General features: G+C 55.0%; 16 protein-coding genes and 1 pseudogene. 6 read left to right on the forward strand and 11 right to left on the reverse strand.

From position 1 onward, the window contains the following. Window positions 1–10: 10 nt before the first annotated feature. On the reverse strand, window positions 11–1,336 hold the full coding sequence (gene rimO, locus ACQG22_RS07195) for a 30S ribosomal protein S12 methylthiotransferase RimO (RefSeq protein WP_013097432.1): 1,326 nt from the start codon (window positions 1,334–1,336) through the stop codon (window positions 11–13). Between the two features lie 215 nt (window positions 1,337–1,551). On the opposite strand from rimO, the gene bssR reads away from it, so the two are divergent. Together bssR and ACQG22_RS07205 are read left to right on the forward strand one after the other, a co-directional pair. Beyond that, window positions 1,552–1,935: a biofilm formation regulator BssR gene (gene bssR, locus ACQG22_RS07200; protein ID WP_013097430.1), complete on the forward strand. Its 384-nt coding sequence runs from the start codon at window positions 1,552–1,554 to the stop codon at window positions 1,933–1,935. A 106-nt stretch (window positions 1,936–2,041) separates the two neighbouring features. Continuing rightward, a complete protein-coding gene (locus ACQG22_RS07205; RefSeq protein ID WP_038418988.1) occupies window positions 2,042–3,160 on the forward strand; it encodes a PQQ-dependent sugar dehydrogenase in 1,119 nt (372 codons plus the stop codon). Here the strand turns inward: ACQG22_RS07205 and ACQG22_RS07210 are convergent, their stop codons facing one another. Next, a complete protein-coding gene (locus ACQG22_RS07210) occupies window positions 3,161–3,787 on the reverse strand; it encodes a glutathione S-transferase family protein (RefSeq protein WP_013097428.1) in 627 nt (208 codons plus the stop codon). It abuts the gene before it with no gap. 241 nt (window positions 3,788–4,028) lie between these two features. Here ACQG22_RS07210 and dacC point away from each other — a divergent pair, with 241 nt between their 5' ends. After that, a complete protein-coding gene (dacC, locus tag ACQG22_RS07215) occupies window positions 4,029–5,234 on the forward strand; it encodes a serine-type D-Ala-D-Ala carboxypeptidase (RefSeq protein WP_014831210.1) in 1,206 nt (401 codons plus the stop codon). 67 nt (window positions 5,235–5,301) lie between these two features. On the opposite strand, the gene deoR is transcribed toward dacC, so the two are convergent. The 3 genes from deoR to ACQG22_RS07230 form a co-directional block, all read right to left on the reverse strand. Further along, entirely contained in the window at window positions 5,302–6,060 is a 759-nt protein-coding gene (gene deoR, locus ACQG22_RS07220; RefSeq protein ID WP_013097425.1) for a DNA-binding transcriptional repressor DeoR, read from the reverse strand. A gap of 67 nt (window positions 6,061–6,127) precedes the next feature. Continuing rightward, the gene (gene ybjG, locus ACQG22_RS07225) at window positions 6,128–6,736 is read right to left on the reverse strand and encodes an undecaprenyl-diphosphate phosphatase (RefSeq protein WP_020689884.1); all 609 of its coding nucleotides are present in this window, start codon (window positions 6,734–6,736) and stop codon (window positions 6,128–6,130) included. Window positions 6,737–6,743: 7 nt separating this feature from the next. Then, a complete protein-coding gene (locus ACQG22_RS07230; protein WP_029882876.1) occupies window positions 6,744–7,472 on the reverse strand; it encodes a phosphatase PAP2 family protein in 729 nt (242 codons plus the stop codon). Window positions 7,473–7,639: 167 nt separating this feature from the next. Here ACQG22_RS07230 and ACQG22_RS07235 point away from each other — a divergent pair, with 167 nt between their 5' ends. Further along, window positions 7,640–8,872, forward strand: a complete 1,233-nt coding sequence (locus ACQG22_RS07235) for an MFS transporter (protein ID WP_369706387.1) — start codon at window positions 7,640–7,642, stop codon at window positions 8,870–8,872. 57 nt (window positions 8,873–8,929) lie between these two features. Here the strand turns inward: ACQG22_RS07235 and ACQG22_RS07240 are convergent, their stop codons facing one another. After that, complete coding sequence (locus ACQG22_RS07240; RefSeq protein WP_023620241.1) at window positions 8,930–9,742, reverse strand: Cof-type HAD-IIB family hydrolase; 813 nt, start codon at window positions 9,740–9,742, stop codon at window positions 8,930–8,932. Next, entirely contained in the window at window positions 9,732–10,946 is a 1,215-nt protein-coding gene (locus ACQG22_RS07245; RefSeq protein ID WP_047351944.1) for an MFS transporter, read from the reverse strand. Before ACQG22_RS07245 ends, ACQG22_RS07240 begins: the two co-directional genes overlap by 11 nt. Before the next feature lie 82 nt (window positions 10,947–11,028). On the opposite strand from ACQG22_RS07245, the gene ACQG22_RS07250 reads away from it, so the two are divergent. Continuing rightward, the gene (locus ACQG22_RS07250; RefSeq protein WP_020689888.1) at window positions 11,029–11,580 is read left to right on the forward strand and encodes a TetR/AcrR family transcriptional regulator; all 552 of its coding nucleotides are present in this window, start codon (window positions 11,029–11,031) and stop codon (window positions 11,578–11,580) included. Between the two features lie 15 nt (window positions 11,581–11,595). Here ACQG22_RS07250 and arsC read toward each other — a convergent pair whose 3' ends face one another. The 4 genes from arsC to ACQG22_RS07270 all read right to left on the reverse strand — a co-directional run bounded on the left by arsC (window position 11,596) and on the right by ACQG22_RS07270 (window position 14,184). Next, complete coding sequence (arsC, locus tag ACQG22_RS07255; RefSeq protein ID WP_369706388.1) at window positions 11,596–12,027, reverse strand: glutaredoxin-dependent arsenate reductase; 432 nt, start codon at window positions 12,025–12,027, stop codon at window positions 11,596–11,598. Between the two features lie 12 nt (window positions 12,028–12,039). Then, on the reverse strand, window positions 12,040–13,329 hold the full coding sequence (locus tag ACQG22_RS07260; RefSeq protein ID WP_369706389.1) for an arsenic transporter: 1,290 nt from the start codon (window positions 13,327–13,329) through the stop codon (window positions 12,040–12,042). A 35-nt stretch (window positions 13,330–13,364) separates the two neighbouring features. Further along, window positions 13,365–13,685: a metalloregulator ArsR/SmtB family transcription factor gene (locus ACQG22_RS07265; RefSeq protein ID WP_029882880.1), complete on the reverse strand. Its 321-nt coding sequence runs from the start codon at window positions 13,683–13,685 to the stop codon at window positions 13,365–13,367. Between the two features lie 229 nt (window positions 13,686–13,914). Next, window positions 13,915–14,184: a hypothetical protein gene (locus ACQG22_RS07270; RefSeq protein WP_102751713.1), complete on the reverse strand. Its 270-nt coding sequence runs from the start codon at window positions 14,182–14,184 to the stop codon at window positions 13,915–13,917. Window positions 14,185–14,993: 809 nt separating this feature from the next. Between ACQG22_RS07270 and ACQG22_RS07275 the strand changes: the two are divergent. Next, a pseudogene (locus ACQG22_RS07275) lies at window positions 14,994–15,220 on the forward strand (phage tail protein); the annotation flags it as partial. Between the last annotated feature and the right edge of the window lie 32 nt (window positions 15,221–15,252).

Genomic DNA, 15,252 nt, shown 5'->3' on the forward strand with positions numbered 1-15,252 from the left:
CGCTGGGTGTTTAAACCCGGCTACCCCACAGATCGTACTCGTCGGCGTTTTCCACTTTCACGCGAATGATGTCACCCGGCTTAACGTTGGTTTCCCCGTTCAGGTACACCGCGCCGTCGATTTCAGGGGCATCCGCCATGCTGCGGCCAATCGCGCCTTCTTCGTCAACTTCGTCGATGATGACCATAATTTCGCGGCCCACTTTCTCCTGCAAACGTTCAGCAGAGATCTGCTGTTGCAGCTGCATGAAGCGGTTCCAGCGCTCTTCTTTTACCTCTTCCGGCACCTGATCCGCCAGTTCGTTAGCGGTTGCGCCTTCAACCGGACTGTACTTGAAGCAGCCTACGCGGTCCAGACGCGCCTCTTTCAGGAAGTCGAGCAGCATCTGGAAGTCTTCTTCGGTTTCACCCGGGAAGCCAACGATGAAGGTCGAACGCAGGGTCAGATCCGGGCAGATTTCACGCCACTGCTTGATGCGCGCCAGCTGGCGGTCAACGGAGCCTGGGCGTTTCATCAGCTTCAGGATACGCGGGCTGGCGTGCTGCAGCGGGATATCCAGGTACGGCAGGATTTTGCCTTCGGCCATCAGCGGGATAACGTCGTCCACGTGCGGATAAGGGTAAACGTAGTGCAGACGCGTCCAGATGCCCAGTTTAGCGAGCTGTTCGCACAGGCCGACCATGCTGGTTTTCACCGGCTCGCCGTTGTGGAAACCGGAACGGTGCTTCACATCCACGCCGTAGGCGGAGGTATCCTGGGAGATCACCAGCAGCTCCTTCACGCCCGCATCGGCCAGACGTTTGGCTTCTGCCAGCACTTCGCCAATCGGGCGGCTCACCAGATCGCCACGCATGGACGGGATAATGCAGAAGGTGCAGCGATGGTTGCAGCCTTCGGAAATTTTCAGGTAAGCGTAGTGACGCGGCGTCAGCTTCACCCCCTGTTCCGGCACCAGGCTCAGGAACGGGTTGTGCTTAGGCTTGGGTACGTAGTGATGAACATGTTCCAGCACCTGCTCGTAGCTGTGTGGACCGGTGATCTCTAGCACCTTCGGGTGCACTTCACGGATCTGGTCCTCTTTTGCGCCCAGGCAGCCGGTCACAATCACTTTGCCGTTTTCCGTCAGGGCTTCACCAATGGCTTCCAGGGATTCCTGAACCGCGCTGTCGATAAACCCGCAGGTGTTCACAATCACCATGTCGGCGTTGTCGTAGCTTGGCACCACGTCGTAGCCCTCGGTACGAAGTTCGGTCAGGATGCGTTCAGAATCCACCAGGTTTTTCGGGCAGCCCAGGGAGACAAAGCCGATTTTCGGCGGGTGCGTAACATTGCTCATAGGTTAAAAATTCATCAATTATGGAGTTATCAGGGCGGGATTTTACAGCGTATCGCGGGGGATTTATACACTCTTTGCAGTGCAAATGATGTCCGCGCAAGTTGTAACATTGTAAAGAATGTTAATCAGTTAAGAATAATTGATCTCAGGCATTAAACTGTACAAAAAATAACCTTATTCTGACTGTGCACAGGGCTGACAGAGGAGGAATGAGCATGTCCGTTGACAGACTGAAACGCGATCTGCTGAACAAGCTGATCAACGCCCGAATCGACCTTGCCGCATATCTGCAGTTGAGGAAGGCGAAAGGGTATATGTCAGTCAGCGAAAGCGAACATCTGCGTGATAATTTCTTTGAACTTTGCAATTTCATGCGTGAAAAAGCACCCATCCTGAAAGCGGAATACGCAGAAAGCGAATGTATTGCGCTGCGCCGCGCCGCCGAGGTGCTCTCCATTGCCGGGGTTTGTCTGATGAACGGACGCCATGACTGCCCGACTTTTATCGCTGTAAACGCGGAGAAGCTTGAAAACTGCCTGACAACGCTCTCTCTATGCATCATGTGTCTGAACGAGCACGCGAAGCTTGAACAGCACTGATTCCGGGGGAGGCAACTCCCCCTTCTGATTAAGCTTTTGTAAAAGTGATAACGCGCCCGGACGTAGTGGCTAATCTTTATGCCATATGCCGATAAAGGAGCGCGTTATGCACCGATCCTCGCTGATTTTCCTGCCTGCGTTGTTATTTCCGTTTTCGCTCCTTGCTGCGCCTGATGCGGTTAAGGTTGAGGTATTGCAGAACAAACTCGAACACCCCTGGTCGCTGGCGTTCCTGCCGGATAACAAAGGGCTGCTCGTGACGTTGAAGGGCGGCCAGTTGAAGCACTGGCAGGCCGGGAAAGGGCTGTCAGACCCGATAACAGGGGTGCCCAAAGTCTGGGACAACGGACAGGGAGGACTGCTGGACGTGGTGCTGGCGCCGGATTTTGCCACCTCGCGCCGCGTCTGGCTGAGCTACGCCGAGGCAGGCGCTGACGGCAAAGCCGGAACGGCGGTCGGTTATGGGCGCTTAAGCGACGATCTTTCCCGCCTTGAGGCGTTCCAGACGGTGTTCCGTCAGATGCCGAAACTCTCCACCGGTCACCACTTTGGCGGAAGGCTGGTGTTTGATGGCAAAGGCTATCTGTTTATTGCGCTGGGCGAAAACAACCAGCGCCCGACGGCGCAGGATCTGGATAAACTCCAGGGGAAAGTGGTACGCCTGACGGAGGATGGCAAAGTCCCGCCGGATAACCCCTTTGTGAACACCGCCGGTGCGCGGCCGGAAATCTGGTCTTATGGCATTCGTAACCCGCAAGGGATGGCGATGAACCCGTGGAGCGACACGCTGTGGCTTAATGAACACGGCCCGCGTGGCGGGGATGAGATCAACATCCCGGAGAAAGGGAAAAACTATGGCTGGCCGCTGGCGACCCACGGTATCAACTACAGCGGATTGAAAATTCCTGAGGCGAAAGGTGAACACGTTGAAGGAACCGAAAAACCGCTGTTTGTCTGGAAAGTCTCACCCGCCGTGAGCGGAATGGCGTTTTATAACAGTGACGTGTTCCCGCAGTGGAAAAACAAGCTGTTTATCGGGGCGCTGAAAGAGAAGGATGTGATCGTGCTGAGCGTGAACGGCAACACGGTGACCGAGGACGGACGGATCCTGGGCGACCGGAAACAGCGCATCCGCGATGTGCGCGTCGGTCCGGACGGCTATCTGTATGTTCTGACCGATGAAACGGACGGGCAGTTGCTGAAAGTCAGCCCGTCCGGGAGGTGATCAGCTTACCGGAATCATCACCACGTTACGGTAGGCCGGGCGTTCGCTCAGCTGTTTAAGCCAGCGCGCCAGGTGAGGGCGCGGCGTCCACGTCAGACCGAGGTTGGTCAGGTTCCAGACAAATGGCGCAACGGCAATGTCGCCCACGCCGAAGTCGGCACCCGAGAACCAGGCGTGTTTCGCCAGCTCATCGTCCATCATCGCAAACAGATTTTCACAGGCGTCCTGCGCCGCATGAATGGCGGGATAGTCGCGCTCGGCTTCGGGGGTTCTGACCAGCCCCATCAGGATCACGCGGTGCGTGGGGGAGAGCGTCTGGTTGGCCCAGTCCATCCATTTTTCCCCCTGCGCGCGGCGGGCCGGATTTTCTACCCACAGACGGCCTTGTCCATACTGGGCGGCCAGGTAGCGGACAATGGTGTTGGATTCCCACAGCGTGGCGTCCGTCTCATCATCGCGCAGCAGCGGCACCAGGCCGTTCGGGTTCATCGCCAGGTAGTCGGCGTCTTTATTAACCCCATACTGCAAACCCGCCATTATCTGGTTAAACGGTAAATCCAACTCCTCCAGCGTCCAGAGCACTTTTTTGACGTTGGTCGAATTATTCCTTCCCCACAGCGTAATCATAATTACTCCCGATAAGATGTGAATCCGAGTCAGCTTTTCGCCATGGTGAGATAAACCTAACAATTACGCAACAGAAGAGAAAAAAATCGCCTTAATCAAAGCGTATCTGAATGTTATTGCATAAACTTTAATAACTTTACCCTCGTTGGGTTTCATTAACCGTTTTAGTGCGCTATTACTCATCGCTTCTTGCGACACGGTGATGTGACGTAATTTTTGAATGGACACTCGGGTGGCATTTATGACGCGAAAAATGACTTCTCTGCGCAGCCTGGCGGCAGGCTCCGCGCTCCTTTTCCTGTTTGCACCAACTCTCTATGCGGCTGAGCAGGCTGCGCCCGAAGCGCCGCCGGTAGATGCGCGTGCCTGGATCCTGATGGATTACTCCAGCGGTAAAGTGCTGGCGGAAGGCAATGCGGATGAGAAACTCGACCCGGCCAGCCTGACCAAAATCATGACCAGCTACGTGGTTGGCCAGGCGTTGAAGGCGGGTAAGATCAAGCTCGACGATATGGTCACTATCGGGAAGGACGCCTGGGCGACCGGCAACCCGGCGCTGCGCGGGTCATCGGTAATGTTCCTGAAACCGGGCGATCAGGTTTCCGTTTCCGATCTGAATAAAGGGGTGATTATCCAGTCCGGCAACGATGCCTGTATCGCCCTGGCAGATTATGTTGCGGGAAGCCAGGACTCGTTTATTGGCCTGATGAACGGCTATGCGCAAAAGCTGGGTCTGACCAACACCACCTTTAAAACCGTCCACGGTCTGGATGCGCCGGGCCAGTTCAGTACCGCGCGCGATATGGCGCTGCTCGGCAAGGCGCTCATCCACGATGTGCCGGACGAATATGCCATCCACAAAGAGAAAGAGTTTACCTTTAATAAAATCCGCCAGCCGAACCGCAACCGTCTGCTGTGGAGCAGCAACGTCAACGTTGACGGGATGAAAACCGGCACCACGGCCGGGGCGGGTTATAACCTGGTGGCCTCCGCGACCCAGGGTGACATGCGTCTGATCTCGGTGGTGTTGGGCACCAAAACCGACCGTATTCGTTTTAACGAGTCAGAAAAACTGCTGACCTGGGGCTTCCGCTTCTTTGAAACCGTGACGCCGATTAAACCGGATGCCACGTTCGTCAGCCAGCGCGTCTGGTTTGGTGACAAGAGTGAAGTGAACCTGGGGGCCGGTGAAGCCGGGTCGGTGACCATTCCACGTGGTCAGCTGAAAAACCTGAAAGCGAGCTATACCCTGACCGATCCGCAGCTCACCGCGCCGCTGAAAAAAGGCCAGGTGGTCGGGACGATTGATTTCCAGTTAAACGGTAAGTCGATTGAACAGCGTCCGCTGATTGTGATGGAAGCGGTCGAAGAGGGCGGCTTCTTCAGCCGGATGTGGGACTTCGTGATGATGAAATTCCATAGCTGGTTTGGCAGCTGGTTTAGTTAAGTCTTCCAGCTTTTCACCCTCTCCCAGTGGGAGAGGGCCGGGGTGAGGGCATCAGACCGCACCCCTCTCAATACATTAACTTCACCTGCTGCGCCTTCGCGTAGGTCACGTATTCTTCATCCGGGCGGCAATCGCTGACGATGGCATTGAACTGTGCCAGCTCGCCCATCCGTGCCGGACGCACCTTGCCGAACTTGCTGTGATCCACCACCAGCACATGGTACTGCGCGGCGCTTAATGCCCAGTGTTTTACCGGCAGCTCTTCCAGGTTAAAACAGGTCGCCCCCTGACGGGTACTCACGCCCGCCGCGGAGTAAAACGCGATATCCGGACACAAATTGCTGAGCGTGTCCTGAAGATTGAGCGGCTTAAAAATGGCGTTGCTGGCGTGGAACTCACCGCCGCAGAGGATCACCCGGCACTCGGGTTTCTCCTGAAGGGCCAGGAAGGTGTTCAGCGAGTAGCACACGGCGGTAAAGGGGATGCTGCTGTCGATGGCTTCGATTATCCACGGCGTGGTGGTGCCGCAGTCAAAAAACAGCGTCTGGTGCGGTTGTACCAGAGAGGCCGCCAGACGGGCGGCTTTGCGTTTCTCTTCAACCAGGCGTGTCTTTTGATCGCTGATCAGATAATGACTGGCGCTACGTGGCTCCAGCACAATATAGCCGCCCAGCAGCACGACGGGCGCGCTCTCGCTGTTCAGGTCACGGCGAATGGTCATCTCTGAAACGCCGAGGAGGGTAGCGGCTTCCTTAAGATGAAGCTTATCACTACGCTTCAGCGCCTGTATCAACTGAGCTATGCGGTCATCGCGGCGTGTTTCCATAGATCCTCAGGATGAAAAAGTGAGCCCCCGCAGGGCGGGGGCTCAAGTGTAACCTGTCATACCGGGGTTAGTCACGTATCCAGCCTTTGCGGATCGGGATAGCGAAAAGGGTGCGATAGAGAGACGAGAGTCCGCGATACAGCGCCAGCCCGAAGAGGTTCCACAGGATCGCCGCGCTGACGCAGCCGATCAGCCCCACCAGGAAGCCGCCTACCATATCCAGCGGCCAGTGTACGCCCAGATACACGCGAGACCAGGCAATGGCGACCGCAATGGCCATCAGCAGCGCACCTGACCACAGGCGATGCCAGAACAGGAAGGCCAGCGCAAAAGCAAAGATCACCGTACCGTGATCGCTTGGGAACGAGTCATCCGGCGCGTGGTGCAGGAAGGTATAGCCGACGTGTTCGACAAAAGGACGATCGTGCGGGAAGGCGAGACCCAGAACATAGCTGACCAGCACGCTGACCCCGAGCGTCATCGCTACTTTGATCACCAGCTGACGCTGCGCGTTGACCTGGCTGCGCGGTCCCCACAGCCAGAGGATAGCCGCCAGCACAGGCACAATACTGATCAGATCTTTTGCCAGGAAAGTGGCCAAATCGATCATCCACTCAGGCGAGGCCGGGGTGGCGTTGATCAGATAAAACAGCTGGTAATTCAGATTCTCTAACATAGCGTTTTTACTCTTTAGCAAACCAGGCAGAAACGAGGCCGTAGACCGCTACCTGGGAAAACCAGACCCACCACCCAGCCCACAGGTTGTGAGAGAAAAAATGCGCCCCGCGCATGACCTGACCAAAGCCCATCGCCAGACCTAACACCACGCCGAAGGCCACAAAGCTCCAGGCGAGACGCGGGCGCTCGCGCCAGAAGGCAAAGAACAGACCCATCACCATAAAGCCGCTGGACGCATGGCCGCCGGGGAAGCAGCGGCCAGGGCCGCTGTCTGCCGGAGCGGAACTGAACAGGGGGTAAGAGACGGCCTTACCGCCATACTCCACCAGATCCCACGGGCAGCTGTGATGGCTCAGGCTTTTCAACACGCCAACCACCAGCGTGCCAAGCCCCATCAGCAGTGCGGCGGTGACCAGTCTCGCATTGCGCTTCCAGGCACCGTAAAACAACGCACCCACCGCCATGGCAATGGCGATGTACTTCGCCAGCCGGTGGTTCAGTAGATCCAGCAGCGGGTTTTTCTGCAGCGGGAAACGGTGTGTTGCCGCGTCATACCAAAAGCCAGTGATCCATTTATCAAGCGTTTCGCCGCGAGAAAGCCAGGTAAACACCACGGCAAGGGCGATCAGCACTAAAAGCTGATAACCATAAAAGCGCACAGGCAGGCGGTAAAGTTGTTTTGTCTTATTTGTCTGTAACTTAGACAATTCTGAACGAGGGGATATGCGGGTCATAGAGTTGGTTGGCAGCGTGAAATATGGCTATCATATTGGTGTCAACTTAAGGAAACCTTAAACAACGACGATAAATGCTTTATTTCTGTTTCTTCTGGATAATTTGCTATCTCAGACAGCGGCAATTCATTACACTCATCGCGATTTTTTCATCATAAAGAGATTGCATGTTAAACCGTTCTTCTTCGGGTACGCGTCTGGGTCGTCAGGCGTTACTTTTCCCTCTGTGTCTGGTGCTTTACGAGTTCTCTACCTATATCGGCAACGATATGATTCAGCCCGGCATGCTGGCCGTGGTGGCGCAATACAACGCAGGTATTGAATGGGTGCCGACCTCTATGACCGCCTATCTGGCTGGCGGCATGTTTTTACAGTGGCTGTTAGGGCCGCTGTCGGATCGTATTGGCCGCCGTCCGGTGATGCTGACGGGCGTGGTGTGGTTTATCGTGACCTGTCTCGCCACGCTGCTGGCGCAAAACATTGAACAGTTCACCCTGCTGCGTTTCCTGCAGGGGGTAAGCCTGTGCTTTATCGGTGCCGTGGGGTATGCCGCCATTCAGGAGTCCTTTGAGGAGGCGGTGTGTATCAAAATCACCGCGCTGATGGCGAACGTGGCGCTGATTGCTCCGTTGCTGGGGCCGCTGGTAGGCGCCGCGTGGGTGCATGTGGCACCGTGGGAAGGCATGTTTGTGCTCTTCGCCGTGCTGGCCGCCATCGCGTTCTTTGGCCTGCACCGCGCAATGCCGGAAACGGCCACCCGACTGGGTGAGACGCTGTCGCTGAAAGAGCTGGGACGGGATTATAAAGCAGTGCTGAAAAACGGCCGCTTTGTGGCAGGCGCGCTGGCGACGGGCTTTGTTAGCCTGCCGCTACTGGCGTGGATCGCCCAGTCACCGGTCATTATCATCAGCGGTGAACAGCTCAGCAGCTACGAGTACGGGCTGCTGCAGGTGCCGATTTTTGGCGCACTGATTATCGGTAACCTGGTGCTGGCGCGTCTGACATCACGACGCACGGTGCGCTCGCTCATCATCATGGGCGGCTGGCCGATTGCGGCGGGCCTTACCGTGGCCGCGGTGGCGACGGTGGTATCATCTCATGCCTATCTGTGGATGACGGCGGGGTTGAGTATTTACGCCTTCGGTATTGGCGTGGCGAATGCCGGGCTGGTGCGTCTGACGCTGTTTGCCAGCGAGATGAGTAAAGGCACCGTTTCGGCGGCGATGGGGATGCTGCAGATGCTGATTTTTACCGTCGGGATCGAGGTGAGCAAGCACGCTTATGCGCTCGGCGGCAACGGTCTGTTCAGCCTGTTTAACCTCGCCAACGGCGTGCTGTGGGTTATCCTGATGGTGATGTTCCTGAAAGACAAACGCGTCGGGAACGCCATGCAGCCATAATTCTTATTCCCTCTCCCGGTGGGAGAGGGGCAGGGTGAGGGCACCAGAGCGCACGTGTTAATTAAACGGTGCTTCCCTGTTGAGCACTTTATCAATCACATCCAGTACGCCTTCCTCGTTATTATGCGGCGCTTCAAAGCGGGCCGCTGCTTTAATATGCGGCCTGGCATTCGCCATCGCAAAGCTGAAGCCTGACTGGCGCAGCATCTCCACATCGTTCCCGCTGTCACCGAAAGCCACCACCTCGCTGTCGTCAATGCCCCAGCGCTGTTGCAGGATCCGCAGGCCGTTGGCTTTATGCACGCCGGGGATAATCAGGTCAATACTGCCGTGGCCGGTCGTGACGGGCACCATTATGTCGTTGAGTTTTTCGTGCAGCATGGCCTGAATGCGCGGGATTTCATCATCAGAAACGTTGAGTCCGAACTTGAAGAAAATATCGTTCAGGTTGTCGAAATCACTTACCATTTCGAGGCGATGATAGTACTTCGCGGCGATAGCTTTGAACTCATCGTCATAGGCTTTGAGCGTATAGGCACTGCCTTTGCCGCAGGCGATAATCTCAATGCCGGGAACGTCGTTTAGCACGGCAGCAACGGTGTCGAAGTGCGTTTTCGACAGTTCACCGTTAAAAACATCTTCTCCGGCGCTGACCACCCAGCCGCCGTTTTCGGCGACAAACGCAATCTCATGCGCAATCTCCGGGAAGAAGGAGATCAGCTGGTAATACTGGTTACCGCTGGCCACCACAAAGCGAATACCTTGCTCCTTCATGCGCGCATACTGCGCCAGAAAACGTTCGCGATTGTAGGTTTTCGCGTCGCTCAGGAAGGTGCCATCCATGTCGACTGCAATCAGTTTAACGCTCATATCCCTTCTCCAGTGTCGTTTGTTCTTTTTCCGGCTTCGCCACGGCACGCGCCACCAGCGCCGCAATCATGACCAACCCTAATACCACCAGCATGGCGCTGCGCAGCCCGTAGTGCTCACCCAGGAAGCCCAGCAGCGGCGGCCCGACCAGGAAGGCCAGATAGCCTGTGGTTGCCACCACGCTGACGCGCGTCGGGGCGTCCGGGCCGGTATCGCTGGCGGCGGAGATGGTTAACGGGAAGCCAAGTGAGGCACCCAGGCCCCAGAGGATCACCGATACGCCGGCAATCCAGTCCACATCCACGAAGATGATCATCGCAATGCCCAGCCCGCCGAGCAGGGCGCTGGCGCGCACCACCGCCACGCGGCTGTAGCGGTCAATAAACCAGCCGCCGGTAAAGCGTCCGACGGTCATCCCCAGCGTAAACCCGGCGTAGATCAGCGAGCCAGAGGTCGGGCTAAACCCATGTCCGTCTACCATCAGCAGCGGCAGCCAGTCGTTGGCGGAGCCTTCGGCAAACGCCATCGCCAGCACCACCACGCCGATCAGCATCAGCTGGAAATCACGGTAGAACGGCAGCCCTTTTTCCGCCGTTTTGTGTTCATCAGCGGTGTTCTTGCCCGTGCCGTCCGGAATGGCGCGGATACCGGTCAGCACCGGCACAACAGAGATCAGCGCGGCCAGCAGGATATGCAGATTCGCGCTCACGCCGGAGGCCGTCAGCGCCATGCCCACGCCCGCACCGGCCAGCGTGCCAAGGCTGTAAAAGCCATGCATCATTGGCAGCACGGTTTTATTCATCTCGCGCTCGACCGCAGCCCCTTCAACGTTAATGGCCACTTCCGCCGCGCCAAAGCTGCCGCCAAAGATCAGCAGACCCAGGGCAAACATGACCGGCGAGGCATACCACAGCGCCACGCTGAGCACCAGCATTCCGAGTATTGCGCAGCACATGGTGGTGCGGATCACCGCCCGGGTACCAAAGCGCTTCACCAGCCACGCCGAGCAGAGAATACCGCTCATTGAGCCTATCGACAGGCCAAACAGCACAATGCCCATCTCCGCGGTGGAGACCGACAAAATGTCGCGGATTGCCGGGGTACGCGTGGCCCAGGACGCCATCAGCAGACCCGGAATAAAGAAGAACATAAAAAGCGCCCACATGCGCAACCGCAGGGCCTTACGGGATGAGGTCAGAGTCATTGAGATAAGCACCAGAAGCACAACAATAGCGACAACACTAGCAAGTTTGTGTACATTTGTACACAAATCAGATGAGGCATGTATGAGCAGACCACCAAACGACCCGCATCGCCGGGAGAAGATCCTGCAGGCGACGCTGGACACCATTGCTGAGCACGGTATCCATGCCGTCACGCACCGTAAAATCGCCAGTTGTGCCGGGGTTCCGCTGGGGTCGATGACCTACTATTTTGAGGGCATGGAGTCGCTGCTGGAAGAGGCTTTCACGTGGTTTACCCGGCAGATGTCGCAGCAATACCGTGATTTCTTCGCGGGGGTAACCAGCCCGGAGATGGCGTGTGAATCCATCACCACGCTGATCCACAGCTCGCAGGTGACGACGCCGCACAACATGGCGCTGATGTACCAGCTCTACACTTTTATGCACCGCAGCGCGGCGCTGAAAACGGTAATGCAGGACTGGATGCAGATGAGCCAGACGACGCTTGAGCAGTGGTTTGACCCGGTCACCACCCGCGCGCTGGACGCCTTTATCGAAGGAATGACGCTGCACTTTGTCACCGACAGAGCGCCGCTCACGCGTGAGGAGATCCGGGCGATGGTGGGAAGGATTGCAGGCGAGGGGGACCGCTAGCCTGCAGGCCCGGCTCTATTTCTGGGTGATTTTTTTCCCGCTGGCATCCACGACGGCTTCACCGTCCTCTTTCGTAAATGCCCCTTTCTGCGCATCCGGCAGAATATCGAGGACCAATTCAGATGGGCGGCACAGGCAGGTGCCCAGCGGCGTCACCACAATCGGACGGTTAATCAGGATCGGGTGTTGCAGCATAAAACCGATAAGCTGGTCGTCAGTGAATGTATCTTCTGCCAGGCCCAGTTGCTCATAGGGCTCCACGTTTGTACGCAGCAGTGCCCGCACCGAAATGCCCATGTCGGCAATCAGTTTGATCAGTTCATCGCGTGACGGCGGATTTTCCAGATAGAGAATGATCTCTGGCTCGGTGCCGCTGTTGCGGATCATCTCCAGCGTGTTGCGCGAGGTGCCGCAGGCGGGATTGTGGTAAATGGTGATGTTGGTCATATCAGTGGCTCATTACAGTGTGAAGGAGAGACGTAACGCCAGCGCGGCGAGCGTCACAAACAGAACCGGCAGCGTCATGATGATGCCCGTCCGGAAATAGTAGCCCCAGGTAATGGTCATGTTTTTTTGCGCCAGCACGTGGAGCCAGAGCAGGGTGGCGAGACTACCGATAGGCGTGATTTTTGGCCCCAGATCGCAACCAATCACGTTGGCGTAAATCATCGCTTCTTTAATTAATCCTGTTGCCGTGCTGCCATCAATAGAGAGCGCGCCAATCAGCACCGTGGGCATATTGTTCATTATGGATGACAGGAAGGCGGTGATGAACCCGGTTCCCAGAGTAGTCACCCATAAACCGTGGGTGGACAGCGCATTCAGCACGCCTGAAAGGTATTCGGTTAACCCGGCGTTACGCAAACCGTAGACCACCAGATACATCCCCAGTGAGAAGATGACGATCTGCCACGGTGCGCCGCGCAGCACTTTTCCGGTATTAATCGCGTGTCCGCGTTTTGCAACGGCGAATAAAATCAGCGCGCCAGCTGTTGCAATGGCGCTGACCGGAATGCCGAGAGGCTCAAGCACAAAGAAGCCGACGAGAAGAAGCAGTAGCACTATCCAGCCTGTTCTGAACGTCGGGAGATCGTGAATGGCCCGGGCGGGCTCCCGGAGTTTCGCAAGATCATATTCCGGTGGAATTTCCTTGCGAAAGAACAGATGCAGCATCACTAGCGTGGCAGCAATCGCGGCGATATCAACCGGGATCATCACCGAGGCGTATTCGCTGAACCCCAGCTTAAAGAAGTCTGCCGACACAATGTTGACCAGGTTCGAGACAATCAGCGGCAGGCTGGCGGTATCGGCGATAAAACCTGCCGCCATCACAAACGCCAGCGTGGCCTGCTTGCTGAACCCCAGCGCCAGCAGCATGGCGATGACGATAGGTGTCAGGATCAACGCTGCACCGTCATTGGCAAACAGCGCCGCAACGGCCGCACCCAGCAGCACGATATAAGTAAAGAGCAAACGCCCCCGACCGTTTCCCCAGCGGGCGACATGCAGCGCCGCCCACTCGAAAAAGCCGGACTCATCCAGCAGCAGGCTGATGATAATAACGGCGATAAACGTCGCCGTGGCATTCCAGACGATATTCCACACCACCGGAATATCGTTAAGGTGGATCACGCCGCTGGCCAGCGCCAGCACTGCGCTAATCGTCGCGCTCCAGCCGATACTGAGCCCTTTGGGCTGCCAGATGACCAGTACCAGCGTAAACAGAAAAATTGCCCCTGCCAGAAACATCGCTTACCCCGTTATATCTGTTTTAATGAATGTATTTAACACGTCCCTGGAAGGCTATTCTTTAGCCTTGCACGCGTTTCTTCCCGCAGGCAGTTCCAGCTGTTATCGATGACGGTAGCTGCCCACGCAGGCATGTTCGGAGACAAACGGTAATAGACCCACTTCCCCTCACGACGGTCGATAACCAGCCCGGACTCGCGAAGTAAGGCCATATGGCGCGAGACTTTCGGCTGTGACTCCGTGGTTGCGGAACAGAGATCGCAGACGCACAGCTCACCGGCTTCACGCAGAAGCATGACGATGGAGAGCCGCGTTTCGTCGGAGAGGGTTTTGAAAAGCTGGAGCGGGTGGAGCATGGTTGAACCCTGCGGGTAGTTGATACATATTTGTTTAATCATATATGTTTGATGCGGGGGAGGGAAGAGGGGGGATGATGGAGCATAAAATTTGAGGGAACAAAAAAAAATTTATGTAATGGGTTAGTGAAAATAATTATTTGTAATGCAAACAATAGGTTAGTTAAATGCTTAAAGGTGGCGATTACGATGTGTTACCAACCGCTATCGTCACCTTTATCAGACGGTATTACTTCAATCGCCAGGGGCCTTTATCTTCCACTTGCTCTACTAATCCATCAGCTTCTAATTCGCGCAGTAGGGCTACAACCCAGTACTGTTGCTGTGTACTCAGGGCTTTTGGGTAATTACCCCAATCCAGGCCACAAAGTCGAAACACATCGGCTTGTTTTACGCCCTTACCATTCTTGTTTCCGTCTGGATGTTTTTGAAGAACAGATATCGCTAATTCTTTTGCCTTTGAACGAAGTTTATGTCCTTGCTGTAGCAGGTCTTTCATGACAGGGAATCTCGTTAAGTAAGAATAGAATACGTTTCTGGCTTTAAAAATACACTTCATGTGCCCTTGAATCGTCAGTAACCACTGTTGCTAGCAGAATAATACGAAAGGTTGTTTCGATGTGATCAAGTGCCAGATTAGCATAGCGCATGGTCATTGCTGTTTCGTTGCGTTTAGATGTGAGTGATATTCATGTAACGCATTATGAATGATACAAGCAACATAAGAAATCCTGTTCCGGCAAGTGGACCTTTTTCTGTTTTAAGCAAGAAGACAGAGATGCTTCTGAATAATATTCCCCCAATGCCTAAAGTGACGAGCAATTTTACTGTATGACCTATGATATAATGTAAAGCTATGGCGGCGCATAAAATTGAAATTATTGTGATGCACAGATATAGCATGGGTGTTAAGTTTTCAAACAAAAAAACTCTAAAGTAATATATTGCAACGGCAATTGCTAGCAGAGATAAACAAAAGAATATTATTTGTAATTGTGCGAATATTTCTTTAAATCTCATGGAGATATCTCTGTCAACATTATCCCTTAAACGGGAGAAATATTCAGAAAGCGATTGATTGATCTTACCTCTCCATTTGGACGGCATGAAATAATCACATCCCATCAGCAAAGACGCCACTATTTGACATGATAGAACGGCAATCTCACTAAAAACCATTACTTACTCTCATCGTATCGTTATCCCTTCAACGATTACTTTGTATCATAACTCAGACAATATGGCCTCGATTATTTACATTCCATATAAATGAATCATAGCGAAACTCTTCTTTAGGAGTTTCGTTATATGGCTCAGAATTACCACCGTGGGGGGCGCGTAGTCGAATAAACGAAGACACCCGATCCATTACCACGGAGATCACCGTCATTGTGGGCATGGTCTGCGCCAGCGAGGATGCCGATGCAGCAATCTTCCACGCAATGAACTGGTTCTGCTAATTGTTGTCCTGACCACCAGCGGACAAGTCCGGCACGCTCGTCCGTTCGCTCGATGCGATTTCAGGCCAGACCAAACTCTAAAAGAAAGCAGGAGCAATTAGCCTACT

Origin of the sequence: Enterobacter cloacae complex sp. 309I3 (assembly GCF_050031595.1) — a bacterium.
Classification (GTDB): domain Bacteria; phylum Pseudomonadota; class Gammaproteobacteria; order Enterobacterales; family Enterobacteriaceae; genus Enterobacter; species Enterobacter cloacae.